Source organism: Nonomuraea glycinis (genome assembly GCF_035920485.1).
GTDB classification, from domain to species: Bacteria; Actinomycetota; Actinomycetes; order Streptosporangiales; family Streptosporangiaceae; genus Nonomuraea; species Nonomuraea glycinis.
In genome coordinates this window covers 861248-882276 of the sequence record NZ_CP109166.1, presented here as the reverse complement: position 1 = coordinate 882276, position 21029 = coordinate 861248, and the positions used below count along the sequence as shown (strand labels likewise).

Annotated in this window: 16 protein-coding genes; 10 read left to right on the top strand and 6 right to left on the bottom strand. The window is 71.0% G+C overall.

Annotation, left to right across the window (positions count from 1 at the left end; all coding sequences use genetic code 11):
• Positions 1-71 precede the first annotated feature (71 nt).
• Positions 72-1385 (top strand): MFS transporter, encoded by a 1314-nt coding sequence (locus OHA68_RS04035; protein ID WP_327106407.1) that lies wholly within the window; start codon positions 72-74, stop codon positions 1383-1385.
• Between the two features lie 56 nt (positions 1386-1441).
• On the opposite strand, the gene OHA68_RS04030 is transcribed toward OHA68_RS04035, so the two are convergent.
• The 3 genes from OHA68_RS04030 to OHA68_RS04020 are packed head-to-tail and all read right to left on the bottom strand — an operon-like array spanning position 1442 to position 4452.
• Complete coding sequence (locus tag OHA68_RS04030; protein WP_327106406.1) at positions 1442-2965, bottom strand: tripartite tricarboxylate transporter permease; 1524 nt, start codon at positions 2963-2965, stop codon at positions 1442-1444.
• A complete protein-coding gene (locus OHA68_RS04025) occupies positions 2966-3484 on the bottom strand; it encodes a tripartite tricarboxylate transporter TctB family protein (RefSeq protein WP_189136531.1) in 519 nt (172 codons plus the stop codon).
• Positions 3484-4452, bottom strand: a complete 969-nt coding sequence (locus tag OHA68_RS04020) for a Bug family tripartite tricarboxylate transporter substrate binding protein (RefSeq protein ID WP_189136532.1) — start codon at positions 4450-4452, stop codon at positions 3484-3486. Before OHA68_RS04020 ends, OHA68_RS04025 begins: the two co-directional genes overlap by 1 nt.
• 147 nt (positions 4453-4599) lie before the next feature.
• Here OHA68_RS04020 and OHA68_RS04015 point away from each other — a divergent pair, with 147 nt between their 5' ends.
• From OHA68_RS04015 to OHA68_RS04005, 3 genes are all read left to right on the top strand, one after another.
• Entirely contained in the window at positions 4600-6168 is a 1569-nt protein-coding gene (locus tag OHA68_RS04015) for an ATP-binding protein (protein ID WP_373294316.1), read from the top strand.
• A 41-nt stretch (positions 6169-6209) separates the two neighbouring features.
• Positions 6210-6872 (top strand): response regulator, encoded by a 663-nt coding sequence (locus tag OHA68_RS04010; RefSeq protein WP_189136534.1) that lies wholly within the window; start codon positions 6210-6212, stop codon positions 6870-6872.
• Positions 6873-6964: 92 nt separating this feature from the next.
• The gene (locus tag OHA68_RS04005; protein WP_327106405.1) at positions 6965-8959 is read left to right on the top strand and encodes a VanW family protein; all 1995 of its coding nucleotides are present in this window, start codon (positions 6965-6967) and stop codon (positions 8957-8959) included.
• 3 nt (positions 8960-8962) lie between these two features.
• On the opposite strand, the gene OHA68_RS04000 is transcribed toward OHA68_RS04005, so the two are convergent.
• A complete protein-coding gene (locus tag OHA68_RS04000) occupies positions 8963-10012 on the bottom strand; it encodes a PQQ-dependent sugar dehydrogenase (RefSeq protein ID WP_327106404.1) in 1050 nt (349 codons plus the stop codon).
• Positions 10013-10050: 38 nt separating this feature from the next.
• Here OHA68_RS04000 and OHA68_RS03995 point away from each other — a divergent pair, with 38 nt between their 5' ends.
• The 6 genes from OHA68_RS03995 (at position 10051) to OHA68_RS03970 (ending at position 18164) form a co-directional block, all read left to right on the top strand.
• Positions 10051-10959, top strand: a complete 909-nt coding sequence (locus tag OHA68_RS03995; RefSeq protein WP_327106403.1) for a 2-hydroxyacid dehydrogenase — start codon at positions 10051-10053, stop codon at positions 10957-10959.
• 291 nt (positions 10960-11250) lie between these two features.
• Positions 11251-13830, top strand: coding sequence for a putative bifunctional diguanylate cyclase/phosphodiesterase (locus OHA68_RS03990; RefSeq protein ID WP_327106402.1), 2580 nt, complete (start codon positions 11251-11253; stop codon positions 13828-13830).
• A 203-nt stretch (positions 13831-14033) separates the two neighbouring features.
• Complete coding sequence (locus OHA68_RS03985; RefSeq protein ID WP_327106401.1) at positions 14034-15770, top strand: acetolactate synthase large subunit; 1737 nt, start codon at positions 14034-14036, stop codon at positions 15768-15770.
• Positions 15767-16291 (top strand): acetolactate synthase small subunit, encoded by a 525-nt coding sequence (gene ilvN / locus OHA68_RS03980; RefSeq protein WP_189136540.1) that lies wholly within the window; start codon positions 15767-15769, stop codon positions 16289-16291. The genes OHA68_RS03985 and ilvN overlap by 4 nt, the downstream gene beginning before the upstream one ends.
• Before the next feature lie 22 nt (positions 16292-16313).
• On the top strand, positions 16314-17297 hold the full coding sequence (ilvC, locus tag OHA68_RS03975; protein ID WP_189137265.1) for a ketol-acid reductoisomerase: 984 nt from the start codon (positions 16314-16316) through the stop codon (positions 17295-17297).
• Positions 17298-17879: 582 nt separating this feature from the next.
• Positions 17880-18164: a hypothetical protein gene (locus OHA68_RS03970; RefSeq protein WP_327106400.1), complete on the top strand. Its 285-nt coding sequence runs from the start codon at positions 17880-17882 to the stop codon at positions 18162-18164.
• Between the two features lie 395 nt (positions 18165-18559).
• On the opposite strand, the gene OHA68_RS03965 is transcribed toward OHA68_RS03970, so the two are convergent.
• Together OHA68_RS03965 and OHA68_RS03960 are read right to left on the bottom strand one after the other, a co-directional pair.
• Positions 18560-19738 carry a metal-dependent hydrolase family protein gene (locus OHA68_RS03965; protein WP_189136542.1) on the bottom strand — a complete coding sequence of 393 codons (1179 nt, stop codon included), beginning with the start codon at positions 19736-19738 and terminating at the stop codon, positions 18560-18562.
• Positions 19739-20078: 340 nt separating this feature from the next.
• Positions 20079-20930, bottom strand: coding sequence for a CAP domain-containing protein (locus OHA68_RS03960; protein WP_327106399.1), 852 nt, complete (start codon positions 20928-20930; stop codon positions 20079-20081).
• Positions 20931-21029: the final 99 nt, after the last annotated feature.

Genomic DNA, 21029 nt, shown 5'->3' with positions numbered 1-21029 from the left:
CTATTCTCGTGCATAGACCTAGGACCAGGGCGGGAGGCGCCGCGCCGGGGTCGTGGCCTAGCGTCGCAGGCATGACACGGAAAGCATTGACGGCAGGCCTGGTGGCGATGGTGTCGCTGGTGGCCTTCGAATACGTCGCGGTCGCGATCGCCATGCCGGTGGTGGCGGACGACCTCGGCGGGATCGAGCTGTACGGCCTGGCGTTCAGCGGGGCGATGGCGGCCGGGGTGGTGGGGACCGTGCTGGGCGGCCGGTGGGCCGATCTACGCGGGCCGCTGGCCCCGTTGTGGACCGGGGTGGCCGCTTTCGCCGCCGGGTTGATCATGGCCGGGACCGCGCCGTACATGGAGGTGCTGATCGCCGGCCGGCTGGTGCAGGGGTTCGGCGGGGCGCTGGTGAACGTGGCGCTGTACGTGGTGGTGGCCCGGGTTTATCCCGAGGAGCTGCACCCGAAGATCTTCTCGCTGTTCGCCACCGCCTGGGTGGTGCCGTCCATGGTGGGCCCCGGGATCGTCGGCGTCATCGTCGAGGTGTGGGACTGGCGCTGGGTGTTCCTGCTGGTGCCGTTCCTGACGGTGGCAGGCGGCCTGCTGCTGTGGCGCGGGCTCGCGGGCCAGCCGGTCAGGGGCGGACAGGGCACGCCCGCCCCCGGCCTGCTCGCCATGGTCGGGTGGGCGGCGGTCACCGCCGTCGCCGCGGGCCTCATGCAGTACGGCAGCAACGGGCCGGTCGTCCTGCTGGTCATCGGCCTGGCGATCCTGGCCGTGGCGCTGCCCCGGCTGCTGCCCGCCGGGACGCTCAAGGCCGCCAGAGGACTGCCCGCGGTCGTGGCACTGCGCGGCCTGGCCACCGGGGCGCTCTTCGCCACCGAGGTGATCATTCCGCTCATGCTCATCCAGGAGCGCGGGCTGTCGCCGCTGTGGGCCGGGATCGCGCTCACCGGAGGCGCGGTGACCTGGTCCTTCGCCTCGTGGTTGCAGGGACGAGAGGTGTTCAGCCAGATCACGAACCTGCGGCTGGGCTCGGCCATGCTGGCGGCGGGCGTCCTGCTCATGGGGGCCGTGACGTTCGCGGCGGTGCCCGTCGCGCTGGCTTACCCGTCGTGGATCGTGGCCGGGTTCGGCATGGGGCTGATCTATCCGACGTTGTCGGTGCTCACCCTGGAGCTGTCCGAGCCGGGCGAGGAGGGGGTCAACAGCTCGGCGCTGCAGGTGGGCGAGGCGGTGTTCTCGGTGGTGGCCGTCGCCGTCACCAGCGCGCTGTTCACCGCCGTGGGCTCCGGCTACTGGGCCGTCTTCGCGGCCGCGCTGGTCATGGCCCTGGCCGGGCTGGCGATCGCGCCACGTGCCGTCCGGGCCGCCGTACCGGCTTTCAGAAGGGCGTGAACCGTCCCGAGGGGGCGGGGAGCCCGCCCCCTCGGGACGGTCCTCCCGGGAGGGAGTCAGTCCTCCCGGGAGACGGGCAGCGGCGGCCCGCCGGTCCGCCGGGCCAGGAGCGTCCTGAACAGCGGCGTCAGCAGCGCCAGCGCCGACAGCACCAGCAGGACCACCGCGATCGGACTGCGCACCAGTACGCTGACGTCGCCCGCCCCGATGGCCAGGGCGCGCCGGAGCTGGATCTCCGCCATCGGCCCCAGGATCATCCCGATGACCGCCGGCGCGACCGGCAGCCCGAACCGGCGCATCGCGAACCCGAGCACCCCGAGCAGGTACAACACCACCAGGTCGACCGCGCTGGCGTTGAGCGCGTAGACGCCCAGCGCCGCGAACAACACGATCCCGGCGTACAGGTACGGCCGGGGGATGCGCAGTAGTTTCGCCCACACCGGGGCCAGGGGCAGGTTCAGCACGAGCAGCATCGTGTTGCCGATGAACAGCGACGCGATCATGCCCCACACCAGGGCCGGGTTGTGGTCGAAGAGCTGCGGGCCGGGCTGCAGGCCGTACTGCTGGAAGGCGGCGAGCATGATCGCGGCCGTCGCCGACGTCGGCAGGCCCAGGGTGAGCAGCGGGACCAGGGTGCCGGCGGCCGAGGCGTTGTTGGCCGCCTCCGGCCCCGCCACGCCCTCGATGGCACCCTTGCCGTACTCCTCGCGGGCCACCCCGCGCGCCAGGCGCTTCTCGGCGGCGTACGACAGGAACGTGGGGATCTCCGCGCCGCCGCCGGGCAGCGCGCCGAACGGGAAGCCCAGCGCGGTGCCGCGCAGCCACGGCCGCCACGAGCGGCCCCAGTCGGCGCGGCCCATCCAGGCCCGGCCGACGGGCACCACCTCGGGCGGCGCGTGGCGCAGCCGGGAGGCCACGTACAGCGCCTCGCCCACCGCGAACAGCCCCACCGCGACGATCACCACGTCGATGCCGTCGAGGAGCTGGGCGATGCCGAGCGTGAGGCGGGCCTGCCCGGTCTGCTGGTCGATGCCCACCAGCCCGATCATCAGGCCCAGCCCGAGCGAGGCCAGGCCGCGCACCACCGAGCGGGACAGCACCGACGACACCGCGGTGAACGCCAGGATCGCCAGCGCGAAGTAGTCCTCCGGCCCGAACGAGATGGCGAAGCTCACCACGGCGGGCGCGGCGAACACCAGCAGCGCGGTGGCGATCGTGCCCGCCACGAACGAGCCGATGGCCGCCGTGGCCAGCGCCTGCGCGGCCCGCCCGCGCCGGGCCATCTTGTTGCCCTCCAGCGCGGTGATCATCGAGGAGGACTCGCCGGGCGTGTTGAGCAGGATGGAGGTGGTCGAGCCGCCGTACATGCCGCCGTAGTAGATGCCCGCGAACATGATGAACGCGCTGGCCGGCGGCACGGTGAAGGTGATCGGCAGCAGCAGCGCCACGGTCATCGCCGGCCCGATGCCGGGCAGTACGCCGACCAGGGTGCCGAGCGTGACGCCGACGAGCGCGTACAGCAGGTTGACCGGGGTGAGCGCCGAGCCGAACCCGTCGAGCAGCAGTTGCAGCGACTCCACCTAGATCACCCCCCGCAGCAGGCCGCCCGGCAGCGTGACGCCCAGTCCCTTGACGAACAGCAGGTACGTCGAGACGCCCATGACCACCGCGATGCCCGCCGTGCGCAGTCGGTGCTCGGCGCCGAGCACCGTCGCCAGCCCGAAGAACAGCAGGCTCGCCGCGATGATCCAGCCGAGTACGTCCAGCACGGCGACGAAGGCCAGGAAGACGCCGCTCACCAGGCCGACGCTGCGCCAGTCCGAGGGCGCGTCGACGTCCACGTCCTCGCTCTCCTCAGGGTCGCCCCGCCCGCCGCGCAGCACGTCGGCCACGTAGAACAGGCCCACAAGGATCATGGAGCCGCCCACCAGCATCGGGAAGAACCGGGGCCCCAGGCCGAGCTGGGAGGCCGCCGTCGACACGTCCAGCGTGCCGAGGACGACGAGGACGCCCAAGGCCGGCACGACCAGTGCCAGGCCGAGCTCGGGACGCCACCACCGCCGCTTGCCGGCCGGGGCCGCCTCGTCCGGTGCCGACATCAGGAAACGAGCCCCATCTCGGCGATGATGGCCTTGACCCGGGTCTCCTCGGACTTCAGGTAACCGGCGAACTCCTGACCGGTCATGAAGGAGTCGATCCAGCCGTTCTTGGCCACCGCGTCCTTCCAGGCCTGCGAGTCGTGCATCTTGGTCACCAGGTCGGTCAGCGCCTTGTGGTCGGCGTCGCTGAGGCCGGCGGGGGCCACGAAGCCGCGCCAGTTGGCCAGCTCCACGTCCATGCCGCCCTCCTTCAGCGTGGGCGCGTCCAGGTCGGGCAGCCGCTCGGCGGAGGTGACCCCGAGCGCGCGCAGCTTGCCGGACTTGACGTGCTCGGCGAACTCGCCGACGCCCGAGACGCCGATGGTGACCTTGTTGCCCAGCAGCGCGTTGAGCGCCTCACCGCCGCCGGAGTGCGCGATGTAGTTGACCTGCTTGGGGTCCACGCCCGCGGCCTTGGCCATCAGGCCGGCCACGATGTGGTCGGTGCCGCCCGCCGAGCCGCCCGCGACGGAGACCTTGGCCGGGTCCGCCTTCCAGGCGGCGGCCAGGTCGGCCAGCGTCTTGAGCGGCGATTCGGCCGGGACCACGATGATCTCGTACTCCTCGGTCAGTTTGGCGATCGGCGTCGTCTCGGCCAGCGTGACCTTCGACTTGTTCTGCTCGATCGCGCCGACCATGACCAGGCCCATGGTCATCAGCAGGTCGCCGTTGCCCTTCTCGCCGGCGAGCTGGGCCAGCCCGATCGTGCCGCCGGCGCCGGGCACGTTGAAGACCTCGACCTGGCGGTCCGGGACGGCGGACTTGATCGCCTGCTCGGCCACGCGGGAGGTCTGGTCCCAGCCGCCGCCGGGAGCGGCCGGAGCCATGATGCGCAGCGCGCTGGTGCCGCCGCCGGAGCCGGTGTCGCCGCAGCCGCTGACCGCGAGGACGGAGAGCGCCGCGAGTGCGGCGAGTATGCGCAAACGCATGATCACTCCAAGGGTGGGGGGATTTCACATGATGAGAACTGGATGGTGATGTCCCCTATCCAGGGAGTCGAGTCTTTGTGGGTAGCCGTCGTAGTGGTCGTATTGGTCGCAATCCGCCCGTGACCTGGGAGTGTTTGCATGAGTCCCGTGAGACGGGTACGTGACCCCTCGCTGGGCACCCAGTTGTTCGTGCTGCAGATGGCGATCGTGCTGCTCGCCGTCGGGAGCACGGCCGGCGTGTGGGCCCAGCACACGCGCGCCCAGCTCGACTCCCTCTACCAGCAGCGCGCCCTGGCCATCGCGCAGTCCGTGGCGGGCCTGCCGGAGGTGCGCGAGGCGTTCGAGCTCCAGAGGCCCGAGGCGGTGCTGCAGCCGCTCGCGCTGAGCGTCCAGCAGACCACCGGCGCCGACTACGTGGTGATCGCCAACGACGACCAGATCCGCTACGCCCATCCCAACGCCTCGCTGATCCGCAAACGGCTGTCCACCGACGGCACCTACGTGCTGAGCACCGGCCGCAGCTGGGTCGGCACCGAGAAGGGCACCATCGGCATCACGGTCAGGGGCAAGACCCCGGTCCTCGACGAGTACGGCACCGTCATCGGCCTGGTCTCCGTCGGCGTCCTGGAGACCACCGTCGTGGACGAGGTCGCCGGCGCGCTGCCGCCGCTGCTGTGGACCGCGCTGGTCGTGCTCGCCGCCGGGCTCGCCGCCGCCGCGCTGATCACCGCGCGGGTGCGCAGGCAGACGTTCGGGCTGGAGCCGCGCGACATCGCCGCGCTGCTGGAGCAGCGCGAGGGCGTGCTGCACGGCGTCAAGGAGGGGGTGCTGGCGCTCGACCTCGACGGCCGGGTGACGCTGGTCAACGACGCCGCCCGTGAGCTGCTCGGCGACGTCGGCGACGACCTGACCCAGATGGCGGTCTCCGACCGGATGCGCGACGTGCTCGGCGGCGCCGACCCGGGCGAGGACCGGATCGTGCTGCACCGCGACCGGGTGCTGGTGCTCAACCGTACGCCGGTCGCCGTCCGCGGCCAGCACCGCGGCTGGGTGATCACCCTGCGCGACCGTACCGAGCTGGTACGCCTGGCGCGCGAGCTGGACGACACCAGCAGCGCCACCGGGGCGCTGCGAGCCCAGGCGCACGAGTTCGCCAACCGCATGCACACGGTCGTCGGGCTGCTGGAGATGGGCGAGCACGAGGCGGCGATCAATTTCATCACCAGCACCACCCGCGGCACCTACGCCAGCGACCTGCACGATCGGGTGCGCGACCCCACGCTCGCCGCCCTGCTGCTGGCCAAGTCGGCCGAGGCCGCCGAGCGCGGCGCCCGGCTGGTGCTGGCCGAGGACTCGGCCGTGCCCGAGGGCGTGCTCGGCGACCCGCAGGACGCCGTCCTGGTCGTCGGCAACCTGGTGGCCAACGCGATCGACGCGCTGGACGGCAGGGGCGGCACCATCGAGGTGTCGGTCGCGGCCGACGAGCGGGGACTACGGGTGCGGGTCGGCGACTCCGGCCCGGGGATCACCCCCGAGCTGGTCGAGGAGGTCTTCAGGGAGGGCTTCACGACCAAGGCCGCGCGCTCCGGCACCCGCGGCCTCGGGCTGGCGCTGACGCGGCAGGCGTGCCTGCGCAGGGGCGGCTGGGTGAAGGTCCGCAACTCGGGCGGCGCCGTCTTCACGGCCCTGCTCCCGGCGGCGAAGGTGCCCGTATGAACGGCCCTGTTCCCGGGGGCGAAGGTCCCCGTACGAGCGGTATGAACGGGATCCGCGTGCTCGTGGTGGACGACGACTTCATGGTGGCCCGCATCCACAGCGGCTACGTCTCGCGGGTGCCCGGCTTCCAGGTCGTCGCGACCGCGCACCACGGGGCCGGCGCGATCGAGGCGGTGGCCGAGCACCGGCCCGACCTGGTGCTGCTCGACATCTATCTGCCCGACATGTCGGGCCTGGACGTGCTCAAGGCGCTGACCGGCGTGGACGTGCTGATGATCAGCGCGGCCCGGGACGTGCCCACGGTCAGGGAGGCGATGCGCGGCGGCGCGGTCAACTATCTGATCAAGCCCTTCACCGCAGCCGCCCTGACCGAACGGCTGCAGCACTACGCCCGGACCCGTAAGACGTTCACCGCCATCGGGCCCGAGGCCCGCCAGGACGATGTGGACCGGCTCTTCGGCACGCCGACGACCGCCGCGACGCTGCCCAAGGGGCTGTCGGCGGCGACCTGCGCGCTGGTCGCCCAGACGCTGCGCGAGGCGGGACACGACCTGTCGGCCGCGGAGACCGCCCAGCTCGCGGGTCTGTCGCGGGTCAGCGCCCGCCGATATCTGGAGTATCTCTGCGCCGACGGCAGGGCCGAGTCGCGTCCGCGCTACGGCTCGGCCGGGCGCCCAGAACACCGATATCGATGGCTAGGCTGACACACTTCCGTAGTCTTTTCCCGTGACATATGCGGACCTGCGTGCCTTACTGTTGCCTGAGACGTGGCTGCGGAGCGGGAGGAGATTGAGGCGTGCGTAACGCCGGACCGATCGAATCGCCGACCGACCCGTTCAGTTCGGTTCCGCTGCCCAGCCGTGCCACGTCCAAGAAACCCAAGATCGAGGGCCTGCCCCCGGGCGTTTCCCGCGACATCTTCGGCGCGCCGGGCCAGCAGCAGGAGCCCCGCCGTCCCGCCGGTGCCACCCCGCCGGCGCCGAACGCGCCGAACGGCGGCGCGCTGCCGCCGGCCACGCCGCCGTCGCAGCCCTGGCCGGTGAACGGTAGCCCGCAGGAGGCCCCCTCGTTCGGCCGGGAGCGGCCGGCCCCCGCCCTGATCGACCCGGAACCGCCCCGCCGCCGTCGCTTACTGCCGGGCATCGCCCTGCTTCTGCTGATCGCCCTCGCCATGGCCTACCTGGTGCCCGCCGTGCTCATGTCGGGCTCGGTCCTGCGCGGCACCCGCGTCGGCGGCGTCGACATCGGCGGCCTGACCGTGACCCAGGCGGCCGAGAAACTCCGCACCGAGCTCGCCGCCAAGCTCAACAAGCCCGTCGTGGTCGACATCGGCGCCGGCAAGGACACCATTCAGCCCGACGAGGCCGGCCTCCAGCTCGACGTGGTGACCACGATCGGCGAGGCGCCCAGCGGCTTCCCCACCCCCTTCGAGGTGTGGCGGGCGCTGACCGGCACGACCGAGATCGAGCCCCGGGTGACCGTCGACGCCTCCCAGCTCGCCAGGACCGTGGACGCCCTGGCCGAGACCGTCGACAAGCCGCCGCACGACGGGCGCGTGACGTTCAAGGGCCTGCTGCCGGTCGCCACCCCGCCCCGCGACGGCGCGCTCGTCGACCGGGCGAAAGCGGTCCACCTGATCAGCGAGGCGTTCCTGCGCGGCAGCGGCTCGGCGGTGATCACGCTCGAGCCCGCCCAGCCGACGACCACCCCCGAGGCCATCGCCAAGGCCGAGGCACAGGCCAAGAGGGCCGTGGCGGCGCCGATCACGCTGACGCTCGGCGACAGGCAGGCGCAGCTCACCCCGCAGGCGATCGCGGCCAACCTCACCTTCGGCAGCGACGGCGAGGGTAGCCTGGCGCCCCAGTTCGACGCCAAGACGGCGCTCACCGGGGTGGAGAGCAGCCTGGTGGACGCGGCCCAGGTGCCGCGCGACGCGACGTACGACGTCGTGAACGGCAAGCTCGTGCTGGTGCCCGCCCGCCAGGGCCGAGGCGTCAACAGCAAGCTGCTCGCCCGCGACCTGGCCAAGCTGGTCCGCAACGGCGGCCCGCGCGTCATCCCGGTCAGGCTCGCCGCCGCGCCGCCCCAGGTCACCACCGAGCAGGTGACAGGGCTCGGCATCAAGGAGAACGTGGCCTCGTTCACCTCGACCTTCGAGTGCTGCCTGCCGCGGGTGACCAACATCCGGCAGATGGCGGCCGACATAGACGGGCGGCTCGTGTTGCCCGGCCAGACGTTCTCGCTCAACGACGTGGTGGGGGAGCGCACCGCCGAGGGCGGCTACGTGCTGGCGCCCCAGACCGTCGGCGGCAGGGTGATCACCGTCGTGGGCGGCGGCGCCTCGCAACTCGCCACCACCCTCTACAACGCGGCCTTCTTCGGCGGGTTCGACGACGTCGCGCACACCCCGATGGACTACCACTCCAACCGCTACCCGGCGGGCCGTGACGCCGCGCTGCTCTACCCGGGCGTGGACCTGAAGTGGCGCAACGACTCCGAGCACGGAGTGCTGATCAAGACCGCGTCCACCGCCACGTCCGTGACGGTCGCGCTGTGGAGCACCAAGCGCTACGACAAGATCGAGGCCGTGGACTCGGCGAAGCGGGACTTCACCCCCTTCCGCGTCGAGACCGGCGCCGCCGCCGGCTGCCGGCCGGTCATCGGCCAGCAGGGCTTCACGATGGACGTCACCCGGGTGTTCTTCAAGGGCGACGACGAGCTCAAGCGCGACCCGAAGGTGACCACGAAGTATCGGCCACAGACCCAGGTGACCTGCACCGGAACGGGCTGAGCGCTACGACGGCGAGACGGCGAGGATCTTGTCGTCGCCGTCGCGCTCGTCGCCCCGGCCGTCCTTGTTGCTGGTGCTCACCCACAGGCCGCCGTCGGGGGTGGTGGTCACCGCGCGGAGCCGGCCGTACGTGTTCGTGAAGTGCGCGACCGGCGTGCCCGGCGCGCCGTCCGCGGCCAGCGGGATCTGCCACAGGCGCTCGCCTTGCAGCGCGCCCATCCACAGGGAGCCGCCGGCGTAGGCCAGGCCGGACGGTGAGGCCTCGGAGGTGGCCCAGGTGACGATCGGGTCGGTGAAGGCGGGATCGTCGCCGCGGCCCTCGACCTCCGGCCAGCCGTAGTTGGCGCCCGGCTCGATCCGGTTGAGCTCGTCGAAGGTGCTGGCGCCGAACTCCGAGGCGTACATTCTGCCCGAGTCGTCCCAGGCCAGGCCCTGCACGTTGCGGTGGCCGAGGCTGTAGACGAGCGTGCCGAACGGGTTGCCCGGCGCGGGGGCGCCGTCGGCCGTCATGCGCAGGATCTTGCCGGCCAGGGAGTCGCGCCGCTGGGCGAGGTCCCGGTCGCCGGTCTCCCCGGTGCCGGCGTACAGGTGGCCGTCGGGGCCGAACGCCAGCCGGCCCCCGTTGTGGATGCCGCCCTTGGGGATGCCCGCCACGATGACCCGCGGCTGCGACAGGGTGTCGCCGCTGAGGCGGTAGCGGACGATCCGGTTGTCCGAGGCGGCGGTGTAGTAGACGAACACCTGCTCGTCCTTGACCGCCACGCCCAGCAGGCCGCCCTCACCGTCGGGGACGACGCCGTCGATCGTGCCCAGCGCGGTGACCTGGCCGTTCTGGCTTACCCGCAGCAGCCTGGCCGTGTCGCGCTCGGTCACCAGCGCGTCGCCACCCGGCAGGAAGGCGATCGCCCACGGCACGGCGAGGTCGCGCGCCACGACCCGGGGCTCGCCCGGCGGCGCGGCCGCGGACACCGACGCCGTCGGCGAGGCGTTCCCTCCGGCGCTGGAGCAGGCGGTGAGCACCGTCACCAACATGATCGTCCATAGTTTCCTCATGTGTCCCATACTCACCCCAGGGCCATAAAGTTTCGTGCATGGAAACCTGGGTCCCGTCCGGCGAGGTCGCCGAAGCCCTGTCAGCCCTGCCCGATGTGCGCTGCTCCGTCTACGACGGCACGGGGCCGGAGCCCGAGGGGATCGAGGCCGTCGAGGTGTGGATCCCGCCGCTGATCCCGGTGCCCGACGTGCCGGGGACGCTGGCCAGGATGCGGTCGCTGCGCCTGCTGCAGACCGTCACCGCCGGCGTGGAGGCCTACCGGCCGCACCTGCCGGAGGGCGCGGTGCTCTGCAACGCCCGCGGCGTGCACGACGCCGGCACCGCGGAATGGGCCGTCGGCGCGATGATCGCGGTGATCCGGGAGTTCCCCGGCTTCACCGACGCGCAGCGCCGGGGCGAGTGGACCTACCACCACACCGGCGTGCTGGCCGACGCCACCGTGCTGATCGTCGGTTACGGCTCCATCGGCGCGGCGCTCGAAAGGCGGCTCGACGGCTTCGAGGTCGAGGTCGTACGGGTGGCCAGGCGGGCGCGCGAGGGGGTGCACGGCATGGCGGAGCTGCCCGCGCTGCTGCCCGCCGCCGACGTCGTGGTGCTGCTCGTGCCCGCCACCGAGGCGACCGCCGGCATGGTGGACGCCGCCTTCCTGGCGCGGATGAAGGACGGCGCCGTGCTCGTCAACGCCGCCAGGGGCGGGATCGTCGACACCGACGCGCTGGTCGCCGAGCTCAAAGACGGTAGGCTGCGAGCGGCACTCGACGTGACCGCGCCCGAGCCGTTGCCGGAGGGCCACCCCCTCTGGAGCGCCCCCGGCGTTCTGATCACGCCGCACGTCGCGGGCAGCACCCCTGCCTCGACGCGTCGCATGCTGCGGCTCATGCGCTCGCAAATGACTCGGCACCTCGCCGGCGATCCACTCGACAACGTCATCACCGACGCGTATTGAGAGGAATCCGGACCGTGGCTGGTCCGTGACCTTCAGTGCGTACGGTGGCGTCTAAGCAGGATTTCCTGACTGCCTGTCAAGGAGATCCTGGCGGCAATGGGTCGGTGTGGTTATCAGATCGGTGACGACATCGGCATTGTCACCACCCGCGCACCCACGACCGCACACACTGGCGATGTGCACCGCCGGGCTTCGGCGGTCACGGGAGCAGGGTTCGAGACGGGATGGGCAACGACTGTGATCCGCTGGCGTGATTCACGGGCACCTTTGACCGCCGCGACGGCGATCGGTGTGGCGGGTTTCGCGGCCGCGCTCCTCGCGGGCGGCCCGGCCCTCCTCGCCGGCTCCGTCGCCGGATTCCTCGCGGCCCTGCTGGCCGCGGCCTCCCTCCTGATCGCCTCGATCCAGCCGGTCGAGCACCGGACCATGGCGATGGGCACGCGCTGGATGGGCGGTGGCGCGGCCGTCTGGGCCGTGGGCATGGCCGTGCGCCCGTTCGCCGCGAGCTCCAGTTTCATGTCGAGCTTCGCCGACCTCCTCGTGCTGCTCGGCACCGTGCTGACGGGCGGCGGCGCGCTGATCGCCGCCGGTCGCAAGCTGTCGGCCATGACGGTGTTGCGGCATCTCGCCGGCTCCTACCTCTGCGCCGCCTCGCTGTTCCTGATCGCCTGGGTGGCGGTGCTGCGGCAGGTCTACGCCGAGACCGCCGACCCCGCGCTGTTCACCTTCGCGTTGCTGCCGCCGATGCTCGCGCTGGTGGTGACCTGCGCGGTCATCCCGTCCGTGGTCACCGGCAGGTCCGCCGCCTGGCCGCTGGGCGCGGCGGGTGTCGCCGTGCTCGCCACCACGACGGTGGCCGGCATGGCCAGCGCCATGGCCCGGCTCGACGGCGGCCCGCCGCCGACCTGGAGCCTCACCCTCGCGCCGCTGGCGTTCTTGTTGCTGGCCGCCATCCCATGGATGCGCCCGCGCGAGATGCCGGCCGTGCCGCTCGTCGGCACCCTGATCTCGCTGGTGCCGCCGGCGCTGGTCGCCGTGGCGACCTGCACCATGCTCGTGCACCTGGCGAGCGGGCCCGGGCAGCCCGTCACCGGCGTGGTGGTGGTCGCCGCCTCCGTGGTCCTGCTCCTGCTGCTGCGCGTGTTCGTGCTGTCGGGGGCCAACATCCGGCTGCGCACGCTGGTCTCGCTCGGCGACAAGCAGCTCAGGGATCTGGCCGAGAGCACCGGCGACGTGGTGCTCATCTGCGACTACGACGGCAAGGTGCACGAGATCGGCGCGGGGGTCGAGGCCACCTACGGCTACGGCCCCGACGAGCTGGTCGGTGGATCGATCTTCGACTACATCCACCCCGAGGACGTGCCGCAGATCAAGTCCTCGCTGCTGGCGATGGGCCTGGACGACGACGAGAACGCCGAGTCCGGCGCCTGCATGATCGTCTGCCGGGTTCGCGGCGCGGACGGCACCTGGCGGCCCACCGAGTCCGTCGCCACCCGCCACGCGAGCGGTGAGGACCAGCTGTTGGTCACCGCGAGGGACGTGAGCGACGAGGAGGCGCTGCGCAACCAGGTGGCGCACCTCACCTTCCACGACGGCGTGACCGGCCTGCCCAACCGCTCCTACTTCGAGGAGCGCACCCGCGAGGTGCTCACCGGGCACGGCTCGGGGCACAGCACCGGGCACGTGGCCGTCATCTTCCTGGACCTCGACGGTTTCACCTCCGTCAACGACTCCGTCGGCCACGCCAGCGGCGACTACCTCCTCGGGCAGGCCGCGCGCCGGCTGCGCGGGGCCGTGCGCCCCGACGACACGCTCGCCCGGTGGGGCGGCGACGAGTTCGCGGTGCTGGTGGAGACCGGCGGCGAGGCGCAGCACGCCGTCGACCTGGCCGAGCGGCTGGTGCGGACGGTCTCGCAGGAGCCGTTCCGGGTGGCCGACCGCGACGTGGCGCTCACCGCGAGCGTGGGCGTCGCCTTCGCCGAGGACGAACTGCCCGCCGGCGACCTCATCCGCAACGCCGACGTGGCCATGGCCCGCGCCAAGGAGCTGGGCGGCCGCCGGGTCGAGGTGTTCGCCGCGCAGATGCACGCCGACGTGGTGCGCAGGCTGGAGCTGGCCGCCGACCTGCAGCGGGCGCTCATCGAGCAGCAGTTCGCCATCGAATACCAGCCGGTGGTGGACCTGGCGACCTCCCGGGTGACCGCGGTCGAGGCGCTCGTGCGCTGGTGGCGCGGCTCGGTGTTCGTGCCGCCCGACCAGTTCCTCGGCCCGGCCGAGGACACCGGCCTGATCGTGCCGCTGGGCGAGTGGATCCTGCGCGAGTCCTGCCGCGAGGTGGCCGCCTGGCGCGCCTCGTCCTGGGACATCGGGCTGTCGCTCAACCTGTCGGCGCGTCAGATCACCGCGCCGAGGTTCGTCGAGACCGTCGAGGAGGCGCTGGCGGAGAGCGGGCTGCCGGCCTCCGCGCTCACCCTTGAGGTCATCGAGGAGATGCTCGTAGAGGACGCCGAGGAGACGATCAAGCGGCTGTCGGAGCTGCGCGCCCTGGGCGTACGCCTGGCCATCGACGACTTCGGCACCGGCTACGCCTCGCTGGCGTTCCTGCGGCAGTTGCCGGTCGACATGATCAAGATCGATCCGTCTTTCGTGTCGGGTCTCGGCCGGGACGACACGCTGACCCTGCTCACCCGGACCATCGTGCGGCTCGGCCACGACCTCGGCCTCGTCGTGGTGGCCGAGGGGATCGAGCGGCCCGAGCAGCTCGAACTGCTGCGGGAGATGGGCTGCACCCGGGGGCAGGGCTTCCTGGTGGCCCGGCCGATGGCGGCCAGGGGCGTCGACTCGCTCATGCAGACGAGTCTCACTGTATGAGACGAGTGTCCACTGAGTTGACACTTGGGCATTCGGAGCGGCTATGGTGTAAGGCATGCTTCGCAGTGAGATTCTCGTAGTACTTCGCTGGCGCGCAGGCCGTTAGCGAAGCACTTCGACCTGCGCGCCGCCCCAGTCCCACCGCCGGTGGGGAGGGGCATTTTTTATGTCCTTAAGTGAGTAGCCACGCAAGGAACGAGCCGATGACCGAACGGATGACAGGTGCACAGGCCCTGGTCAGGGCGCTGGAGCACGTGGGAGTCGACACCGTTTTCGGGATCCCGGGCGGCGCCATCCTGCCCGCCTACGATCCCCTTTACGACTCGGCCAAGGTCCGGCACGTGCTTGTACGGCACGAGCAGGGGGCGGGACACGCGGCCGAGGGTTACGCCCAGGCCACCGGCCGGGTCGGGGTGTGCATGGCGACCAGTGGCCCCGGCGCGACCAACCTGGTCACCCCGATCGCCGACGCCTACATGGACTCGGTGCCGATGGTGGCCATCACCGGCCAGGTGGCCAGCGCGGCCATCGGCACGGACGCCTTCCAGGAAGCCGACATCTCCGGCATCACCATGCCGATCACCAAGCACAACTTCTTGATCACCGATCCGGACGACATCGCCCGCACGATCATGGAGGCGTTCCACATCGCCTCCACCGGCCGGCCCGGCCCGGTGCTGGTGGACATCTCCAAGGACGCGCTGCAGAAGGAGACCACGTTCGTCTGGCCGCCGACGATGCAGCTGCCCGGCTACCGGCCGGTGACCCGGCCGCACTCCAAGCAGATCCGCGAGGCGGCCAAGCTGATCGCCGAGGCCCGGCGCCCGGTGCTCTACGTCGGCGGCGGCGTGCACAAGGCGGGCGCCTCGGCGGACCTGCTGACGCTCGCCGAGCTGGCCCACATCCCGGTCGTCACCACGCTGATGGCCCGGGGCACCTTCCCCGACAGCCACCCCCAGCACATGGGCATGCCCGGCATGCACGGCTCGGTCTCCGCCGTCGGCGCGCTGCAGCAGTCGGACCTGCTCATCGCCCTGGGCGTCCGCTTCGACGACCGCGTCACCGGGCAGCTGTCCTCCTTCGCGCCGTACGCCAAGGTCGTGCACGCGGACATCGACCCGGCGGAGATCTCCAAGAACCGCCACGCCGACGTGCCGATCGTGGGCGACTGCAAGGACGTCATCCGCGACCTGATCGCCGCCCTCGAGACCGCCGGCGAGAAGGGCGACTACACCGACTGGTGGACTACGCTCAACGGCTACAAGGAGACCTACCCGCTGGGCTACGAGGAGTTCGAGGACGGCTCCCTGGCCCCGCAGTACGTCATGCAGCGGCTGAGCGCGATCGCCGGGCCGGACGCCTACTACGTGGCGGGGGTCGGCCAGCATCAGATGTGGGCCGCCCAGTTCATCGAGCACGAGCGGCCGGGTGCGTTCATCAACTCGGGCGGCGCCGGCACGATGGGTTTCGCCGTCCCGGCCGCGATGGGCGCCAAGATGGGCCGGCCCGACGCGGTCGTGTGGGCCGTCGACGGTGACGGCTGCTTCCAGATGACCAACCAGGAGCTCGCCACCTGTGCCCTGGAGGGGGTGCCGATCAAGATCGCCGTTATCAACAACGGTAATCTCGGCATGGTTCGCCAGTGGCAGACCCTCTTCTATGACAAGCGTTACTCCAACACGAACCTGCAGGCGACGCGCCGCATCCCGGACTTCGTCAAGCTGGCGGAGGCCTATGGTTGTGTGGGCCTGCGATGCGAGCGCCCCGAGGACGTGGACGCGACCATCAAGAAGGCCATGGAGATCAACGACGTGCCGGTCGTGGTCGACTTCGTCGTCCACCAGGACGCGATGGTCTGGCCCATGGTCGCGGCCGGGACGAGCAACGACGAGATCAAGATCGCCCGTGACATGGCGCCTAAGTGGGAGAACGAAGAATGAGCAGGCACACGCTCTCGGTGCTCGTGGAGAACAAGCCAGGCGTCCTGGCCCGGGTGTCCGCCCTGTTCAGCAGGCGGGGCTTCAACATCGACTCCCTGGCCGTCGGGCCCACCGAGCACGACGACATCTCCCGCATGACGATCGTGGTCAACGTCGAGGAGCTTCCGCTGGAGCAGGTCACCAAGCAGCTCAACAAGCTGGTGAACGTCCTCAAGATCGTGGAGCTGGACACCTCGCACGCCGTGCAACGGGAGCTCATGCTCATCAAGGTCAAGGCCGACGCCGACAATCGGTCGAGCGTGCTGGAGCTCGTCCAGCTCTTCCGCGCTCGCTGCATCGACGTGGCGGCCGACGCCGTGACCATCGAGGTCACCGGCACCACGGACAAGCTCGAGGCGTTCGTCAAGATCCTCGAGCCGTTCGGCATCAAGGAGCTCGTCCAATCGGGCATGGTGGCCATCGGCCGCGGCGCCCGTTCCATCACTGACCGGTCCCTCAGGGCACTGGACCGTACCGCCTGAAAGGTTTCAGCAAGTGACCGAGATTTTCTACGACGACCAGGCCGACCTGTCGATCATCCAGGGACGTCGGGTGGCCGTGCTGGGGTACGGCAGCCAGGGCCACGCCCACGCGCTCTCCCTGCGTGACTCCGGGGTCGACGTGCGCGTCGGCCTGCCCGAGGGCTCCAAGAGCCGCGAGAAGGCCGAGAACGACGGCCTGCGCGTGCTCACGCCCGCCGAGGCGGTGAAGGAGGCCGACGTCACCATGATCCTGGCGCCGGACCACATCCAGCGCCACCTCTACGCCGAGCATGTCGCGCCCAACCTCAAGCAGGGCGACGCGCTGTTCTTCGGCCACGGCCTCAACATCCGCTACGGCCTCATCGAGGCCCCCGAGGGCGTCGACGTCTGCATGGTCGCCCCCAAGGGCCCCGGCCACCTCGTCCGCCGCCAGTTCGAGGCGGGCCGCGGCGTGCCGGTTCTGGTGGCCGTCGAGAAGGACGCCTCCGGCAAGGCCTTCGACCTCGCGCTGTCCTACGCCAAGGGCATCGGCGGCACCCGCGCCGGCGCGCTGAAGACGACCTTCACCGAGGAGACCGAGACCGACCTGTTCGGCGAGCAGGCCGTGCTGTGCGGTGGCGTCTCCGAGCTCATCAAGGCGGGCTTCGAGACCCTCATCGAGGCCGGCTACCAGCCGGAGGTCGCCTACTTCGAGTGCCTGCACGAGATGAAGCTCATCGTCGACCTCATGTACGAGGGCGGCATCTCGAAGATGTACTGGTCGGTGTCCGACACCGCCGAGTACGGCGGCTACACCCGCGGCTCCCGCGTCATCACCGACGAGACCCGTCAGGAGATGCGGCGCATCCTGGGCGAGATCCAGGACGGCACCTTCGCCCGGCAGCTCGTCGAGGAGTTCGACGGCGGCCAGAAGGAGTTCACCAAGCACCGCGAGGAGCTCGCGGAGAACCCGATCGAGAAGACGGGCGCCACGCTGCGTCCGATGATGAGCTGGCTCAAGGCGTAACGCCGAGGGCGTAACACCGAGCCCGGGCGGCGGGGCGGCGAACCCCGCTCGCCGCCCCGCCGCGCGGACGGCGTGCTCGTCGTCCGCGCCGCGGTCGCCTTCCACCGCACTCCCGAGCAGGCATCGCCGCTCGACCGAGACGGCCCTGGTCATGCGGGCCGCCGCTGCGACCCACCTGAGCCCTGCGGGACGCCGGGGCGTCACCCTCTGGTACGCGAGCGTGTAGAAGCCGCGTCACGGAGCGTTTCCATCTCCCTGTGGCAGCCCCCTGTCAGTCGACACCAGGGGCGTCCGCCGAGCATGCCCGATGTGTGCATTCATGCTCCGTTTTCAACTGACATGACCCAATTTGTGCCAAGGGGGCGCTGCGCCATGGTCGTGAACGGGTCATGAAAAGCGAGGGCGCATCCCAGTCGGGAACATCTATGCGCCAAGCGGGCCGATCTTCGGTTCCGCTTCCCCCATGTGACGTATTCGCGCAGGTCAAGAGTGAAAATGCGAGAGTTTGTGGAAAGTAGGCGCCGGGCAGATCTTCTCCCGATAGCTACGGAGAGTAGTCGATCGGTATCAAGGAGATTCAGTATGTACAGACAAGGGCTCATCCTGGCCGGGATCGTCGGCGGGATGGTCATGTTCGGCGGCTCCGCGCTAGCTGCGATGCCCAGCGCCCCCACCACGGAGATGGCCGCGTGGCCTCAGGACGACCCGGACTTCGACAACAGGGTCATCATCTGCGGCGACGACAACATCTTCTCCAAGGAAGCAGTCGACAAGAGCACCAGGGGCGTTCTCGTCCTTCAGACCGGCGACATCCTGAGCCAGATCCTCGGCATCAAGAGCAAAGACTCGAAGTGCGTGATCAGCTAGCGCTCACCCTCGGCGGCTGCGAAGCGTGACCCGGGGCCCGCCTGCATGGCGGGCCCCTCCACGTTGTCCGGCCCCGATTCCGAAGGCCACCACGAACGAAGCACGTATCAGCCCGAAGCGCGCGGCACCGTCCGAGCCGACGGTCACGCCCCACACCGTCCGAGCCGACGGTCACGCCACACACCGTCCGAGCCGACGGTCACGCCACACACCGTCCGAGCCGACGGTCGCGTCCAGCCCTTCCCCCACACCGCCTTGGTCGACGGTCCTGGCCGGCCTCTCCTTCACCAGCGAACACGCTTCCTCGCCCGTGTGTCCCTCTGCCAGGTCCCGGCCGAGCTGCGACTGCTGGCCCCCGGTCAGGTCGCCCAGGCGGGACCGTACGCCCCTTCAGATCAGGGCAGGTTGCCCGCGGCGAGGTGGCCCCGTGACACCACGGCGACGATGTTCGCCACGGACAGGTCCTCGATCCGCTCCCACGGGCGGCCGCGCAGCACGATGAAGTCGGCGCCGAGTCCGGGCGCGATGCGCCCCACCGGCATGCCGATGGCGTCGGCGGCGTCGGAGGTGGCCGCGCGCAGCGCCGACGGAGCGTCGAGGCCGAGAACCTCGGCCATGTAGACGACCTCGGCGCACTGGTCGCCGAAGCGCACGTGGAAGCCGTTGGCATCGGTGCCCAGCACGAACCGGACCCCCGCCCGCGCGGCCTCGGCGAACAGCTTGTCCCGCTGGGCCACCAACTCGGCGGCCTTGACCATGACGTCAGGAGGCACCGGGACGCGGCCCTCGGCGATCACCCTGCTGATCAGCAGCGTCGGAGCCACCGGGGTGCCGCGCGCGGCCAGGGTCTCGGCCAGGTCGGCGCTCATCAATGTGCCGTGCTCGATGGAGTCCACGCCCTCCTCGACGGCGACGCGGATGCCGTCCTCGGAATGGGCGTGCGCGGCCACCGGCATGCCGAGCGCGTGCGCCTCGTCGACGATGGCCCCGACCTCCGCGCGGGTGTAGTTGCGCCAGGCGTGGCGGTCGCCGACCGACAGCACGCCGCCGCTCGTCGTGATCTTGATCCCGTGCAGGCCCGCCCTGGCCCAGGTACGCACCAGTTTGCGGCATTCGTCGGGACCGTCGGCGGTCGGCTTGCGCAATGGATGCGCGGCCGGCACGAACAGGTCACCGTGCCCGGCGGTCATCCCCACCATGCCGAGCACCCTGATCCGCGGGCCGGGCAGCAGCCCCGCGTCGAAGGCCCGGGCCAGCGCCACCTGCGCCTCGTCGCCGGCCATGTCGCGCAGCGTCGTCACGCCGTGCCGCAGGGCGCGCTGGGCGTGCGCGACGCCGTGCAGCACCTGCTCGTCCCGGGTGGTGACCAGCGGCCAGGTGCTGAAGTCGGACCGGCCCTCGCCGGCGTCGCCGATCAGGTGGACATGCGTGTCCACCAGACCGGGGATGACGCAGAGGTCGTCGTGTCGCTGCTCGGCGGGCCGCAGGCCGGTGATCCGGTCGGGCTCCCACTGGAGCTCGACCGGGCCGCGAGGTTCTGTGCCGTCCCAGAGAGGGATTCCGTCAAGTCTCATATCAAGGGACGACGCTACCGGACGGGCCTCTGACCTGCGTGGATGTCCCGTCCTCGCGCGCCGGGGACCAGTCGGCGACCTTGAGGTCGTCGATCCAGGGCCGCCCATGATCTGGTACGTGACCGCGCCTGATCACAGACGGATCCGGGAGAAAGCATGCGGGGCCGGGAGAAGGCATGAGGGCCCGAGGGGGGAAGCATGCGGGCCCGGGGGAAAGCATGCGGGCCCGGCCACGGTCCGTTGCGGGGGGAGTCGCGGCCGGGCCCGCCGGAGGGGAGCGTCGCGGGCGTGCGGTGGGAACCGGCACGGGTGGGGCCGGTGTGCCCGCGTGCTCCCTGGCTCAGTGCGCGGCGAAGACCTGAGTCCAGTGTGGACCCTTTGAGTGCTGGCCGACCCCTATGTGAGTGAACTTGCAGTTCATGATGTTCGCGCGGTGTCCCGGGCTGTTGAGCCAGCCCTGGACCACGGAGGCCGCGGTGCGCTGCCCCATGGCGATGTTCTCGCCCCAGGTCCGGACCGGGGCGAAGCCGGCGGCTCCGATCCGGTCACCGGCGGAGCGGCCGTCCTGGGAGCTGTGGTCGAAGTAGCCCTTGGCCGCCATGTCCGCCGAGTGCCTGTCGGCGGCGGTGCGGAGCTTGGCGTCGTGGACGAGCGGCTTGCAGCCGCCTGCCACTCTGGCCCGGTTGGTGAGCCTGACGACCTCGGTCTCGGCGCTCGATGCGCCGGCCGTCCGGGCGGTGCTCGTGGTGGCAGTGGTGGCAGGCGGCTTCTTGCAGGACAGCAGGACGCCGCCCGAGGTGCTCTCCTGGCCCTGATAGTCGAGGGCGGTGACGTAGTAGCGGCGTGGGGTGTCCGAGCAGGGCAGCGTGGCCGTGATCCGGCCGTTGGTGAGGCGCCGGGAGCCGCTCTTGAGCGTCCGGTCCGGGCCGGCGGCGGCCTGCTGGACGCGCACCCTGAGCAGGGCCTTCTGGATGCAGCCGGACCGGGAGGCGGTGCCCCTGATCAGTCCCTTGGCGTCGACGGACGGCTTGGCGGCCGTGACACGGCAGTCCTCGGCCGAGCCACCCTGCGCGCCCTCCAGCGGCGTCTCCAGCCCGCCGCCCGCCGAGTGTGCGGCGGCGGGGGGAGCCGAGATGGAGCTCAATGCCGCCAGACTCCCGAGGCAGGCGAGCACCTTGAGCTGTCTGCGCATTTCGTCCTCCGATTGAGGCCTAGACACTGCGTCGATCCCGCATTCTGGTGCTCACTCGTCGCCTTTGTCACGAAAAACGCCGATATATCTGGAGCTCCA

Bases quoted from the DNA above. Each gene is read 5' to 3' on its own strand.
- ilvN (WP_189136540.1), top strand. From the start codon at position 15,767: ATGAGCAGGCACACGCTCTCGGTGCTCGTGGAGAACAAGCCAGGCGTC.
- OHA68_RS04000 (WP_327106404.1), bottom strand. From the start codon at position 10,012: ATGAGGAAACTATGGACGATCATGTTGGTGACGGTGCTCACCGCCTGC.
- OHA68_RS04025 (WP_189136531.1), bottom strand. From the start codon at position 3,484: ATGTCGGCACCGGACGAGGCGGCCCCGGCCGGCAAGCGGCGGTGGTGG.
- OHA68_RS03960 (WP_327106399.1), bottom strand. From the start codon at position 20,930: ATGCGCAGACAGCTCAAGGTGCTCGCCTGCCTCGGGAGTCTGGCGGCA.
- OHA68_RS03965 (WP_189136542.1), bottom strand. From the start codon at position 19,738: ATGAGACTTGACGGAATCCCTCTCTGGGACGGCACAGAACCTCGCGGC.
- OHA68_RS04010 (WP_189136534.1), top strand. From the start codon at position 6,210: ATGAACGGGATCCGCGTGCTCGTGGTGGACGACGACTTCATGGTGGCC.
- OHA68_RS03995 (WP_327106403.1), top strand. From the start codon at position 10,051: ATGGAAACCTGGGTCCCGTCCGGCGAGGTCGCCGAAGCCCTGTCAGCC.
- OHA68_RS03985 (WP_327106401.1), top strand. From the start codon at position 14,034: ATGACCGAACGGATGACAGGTGCACAGGCCCTGGTCAGGGCGCTGGAG.
- OHA68_RS04035 (WP_327106407.1), top strand. From the start codon at position 72: ATGACACGGAAAGCATTGACGGCAGGCCTGGTGGCGATGGTGTCGCTG.
- OHA68_RS04020 (WP_189136532.1), bottom strand. From the start codon at position 4,452: ATGCGTTTGCGCATACTCGCCGCACTCGCGGCGCTCTCCGTCCTCGCG.
- OHA68_RS03970 (WP_327106400.1), top strand. From the start codon at position 17,880: ATGTACAGACAAGGGCTCATCCTGGCCGGGATCGTCGGCGGGATGGTC.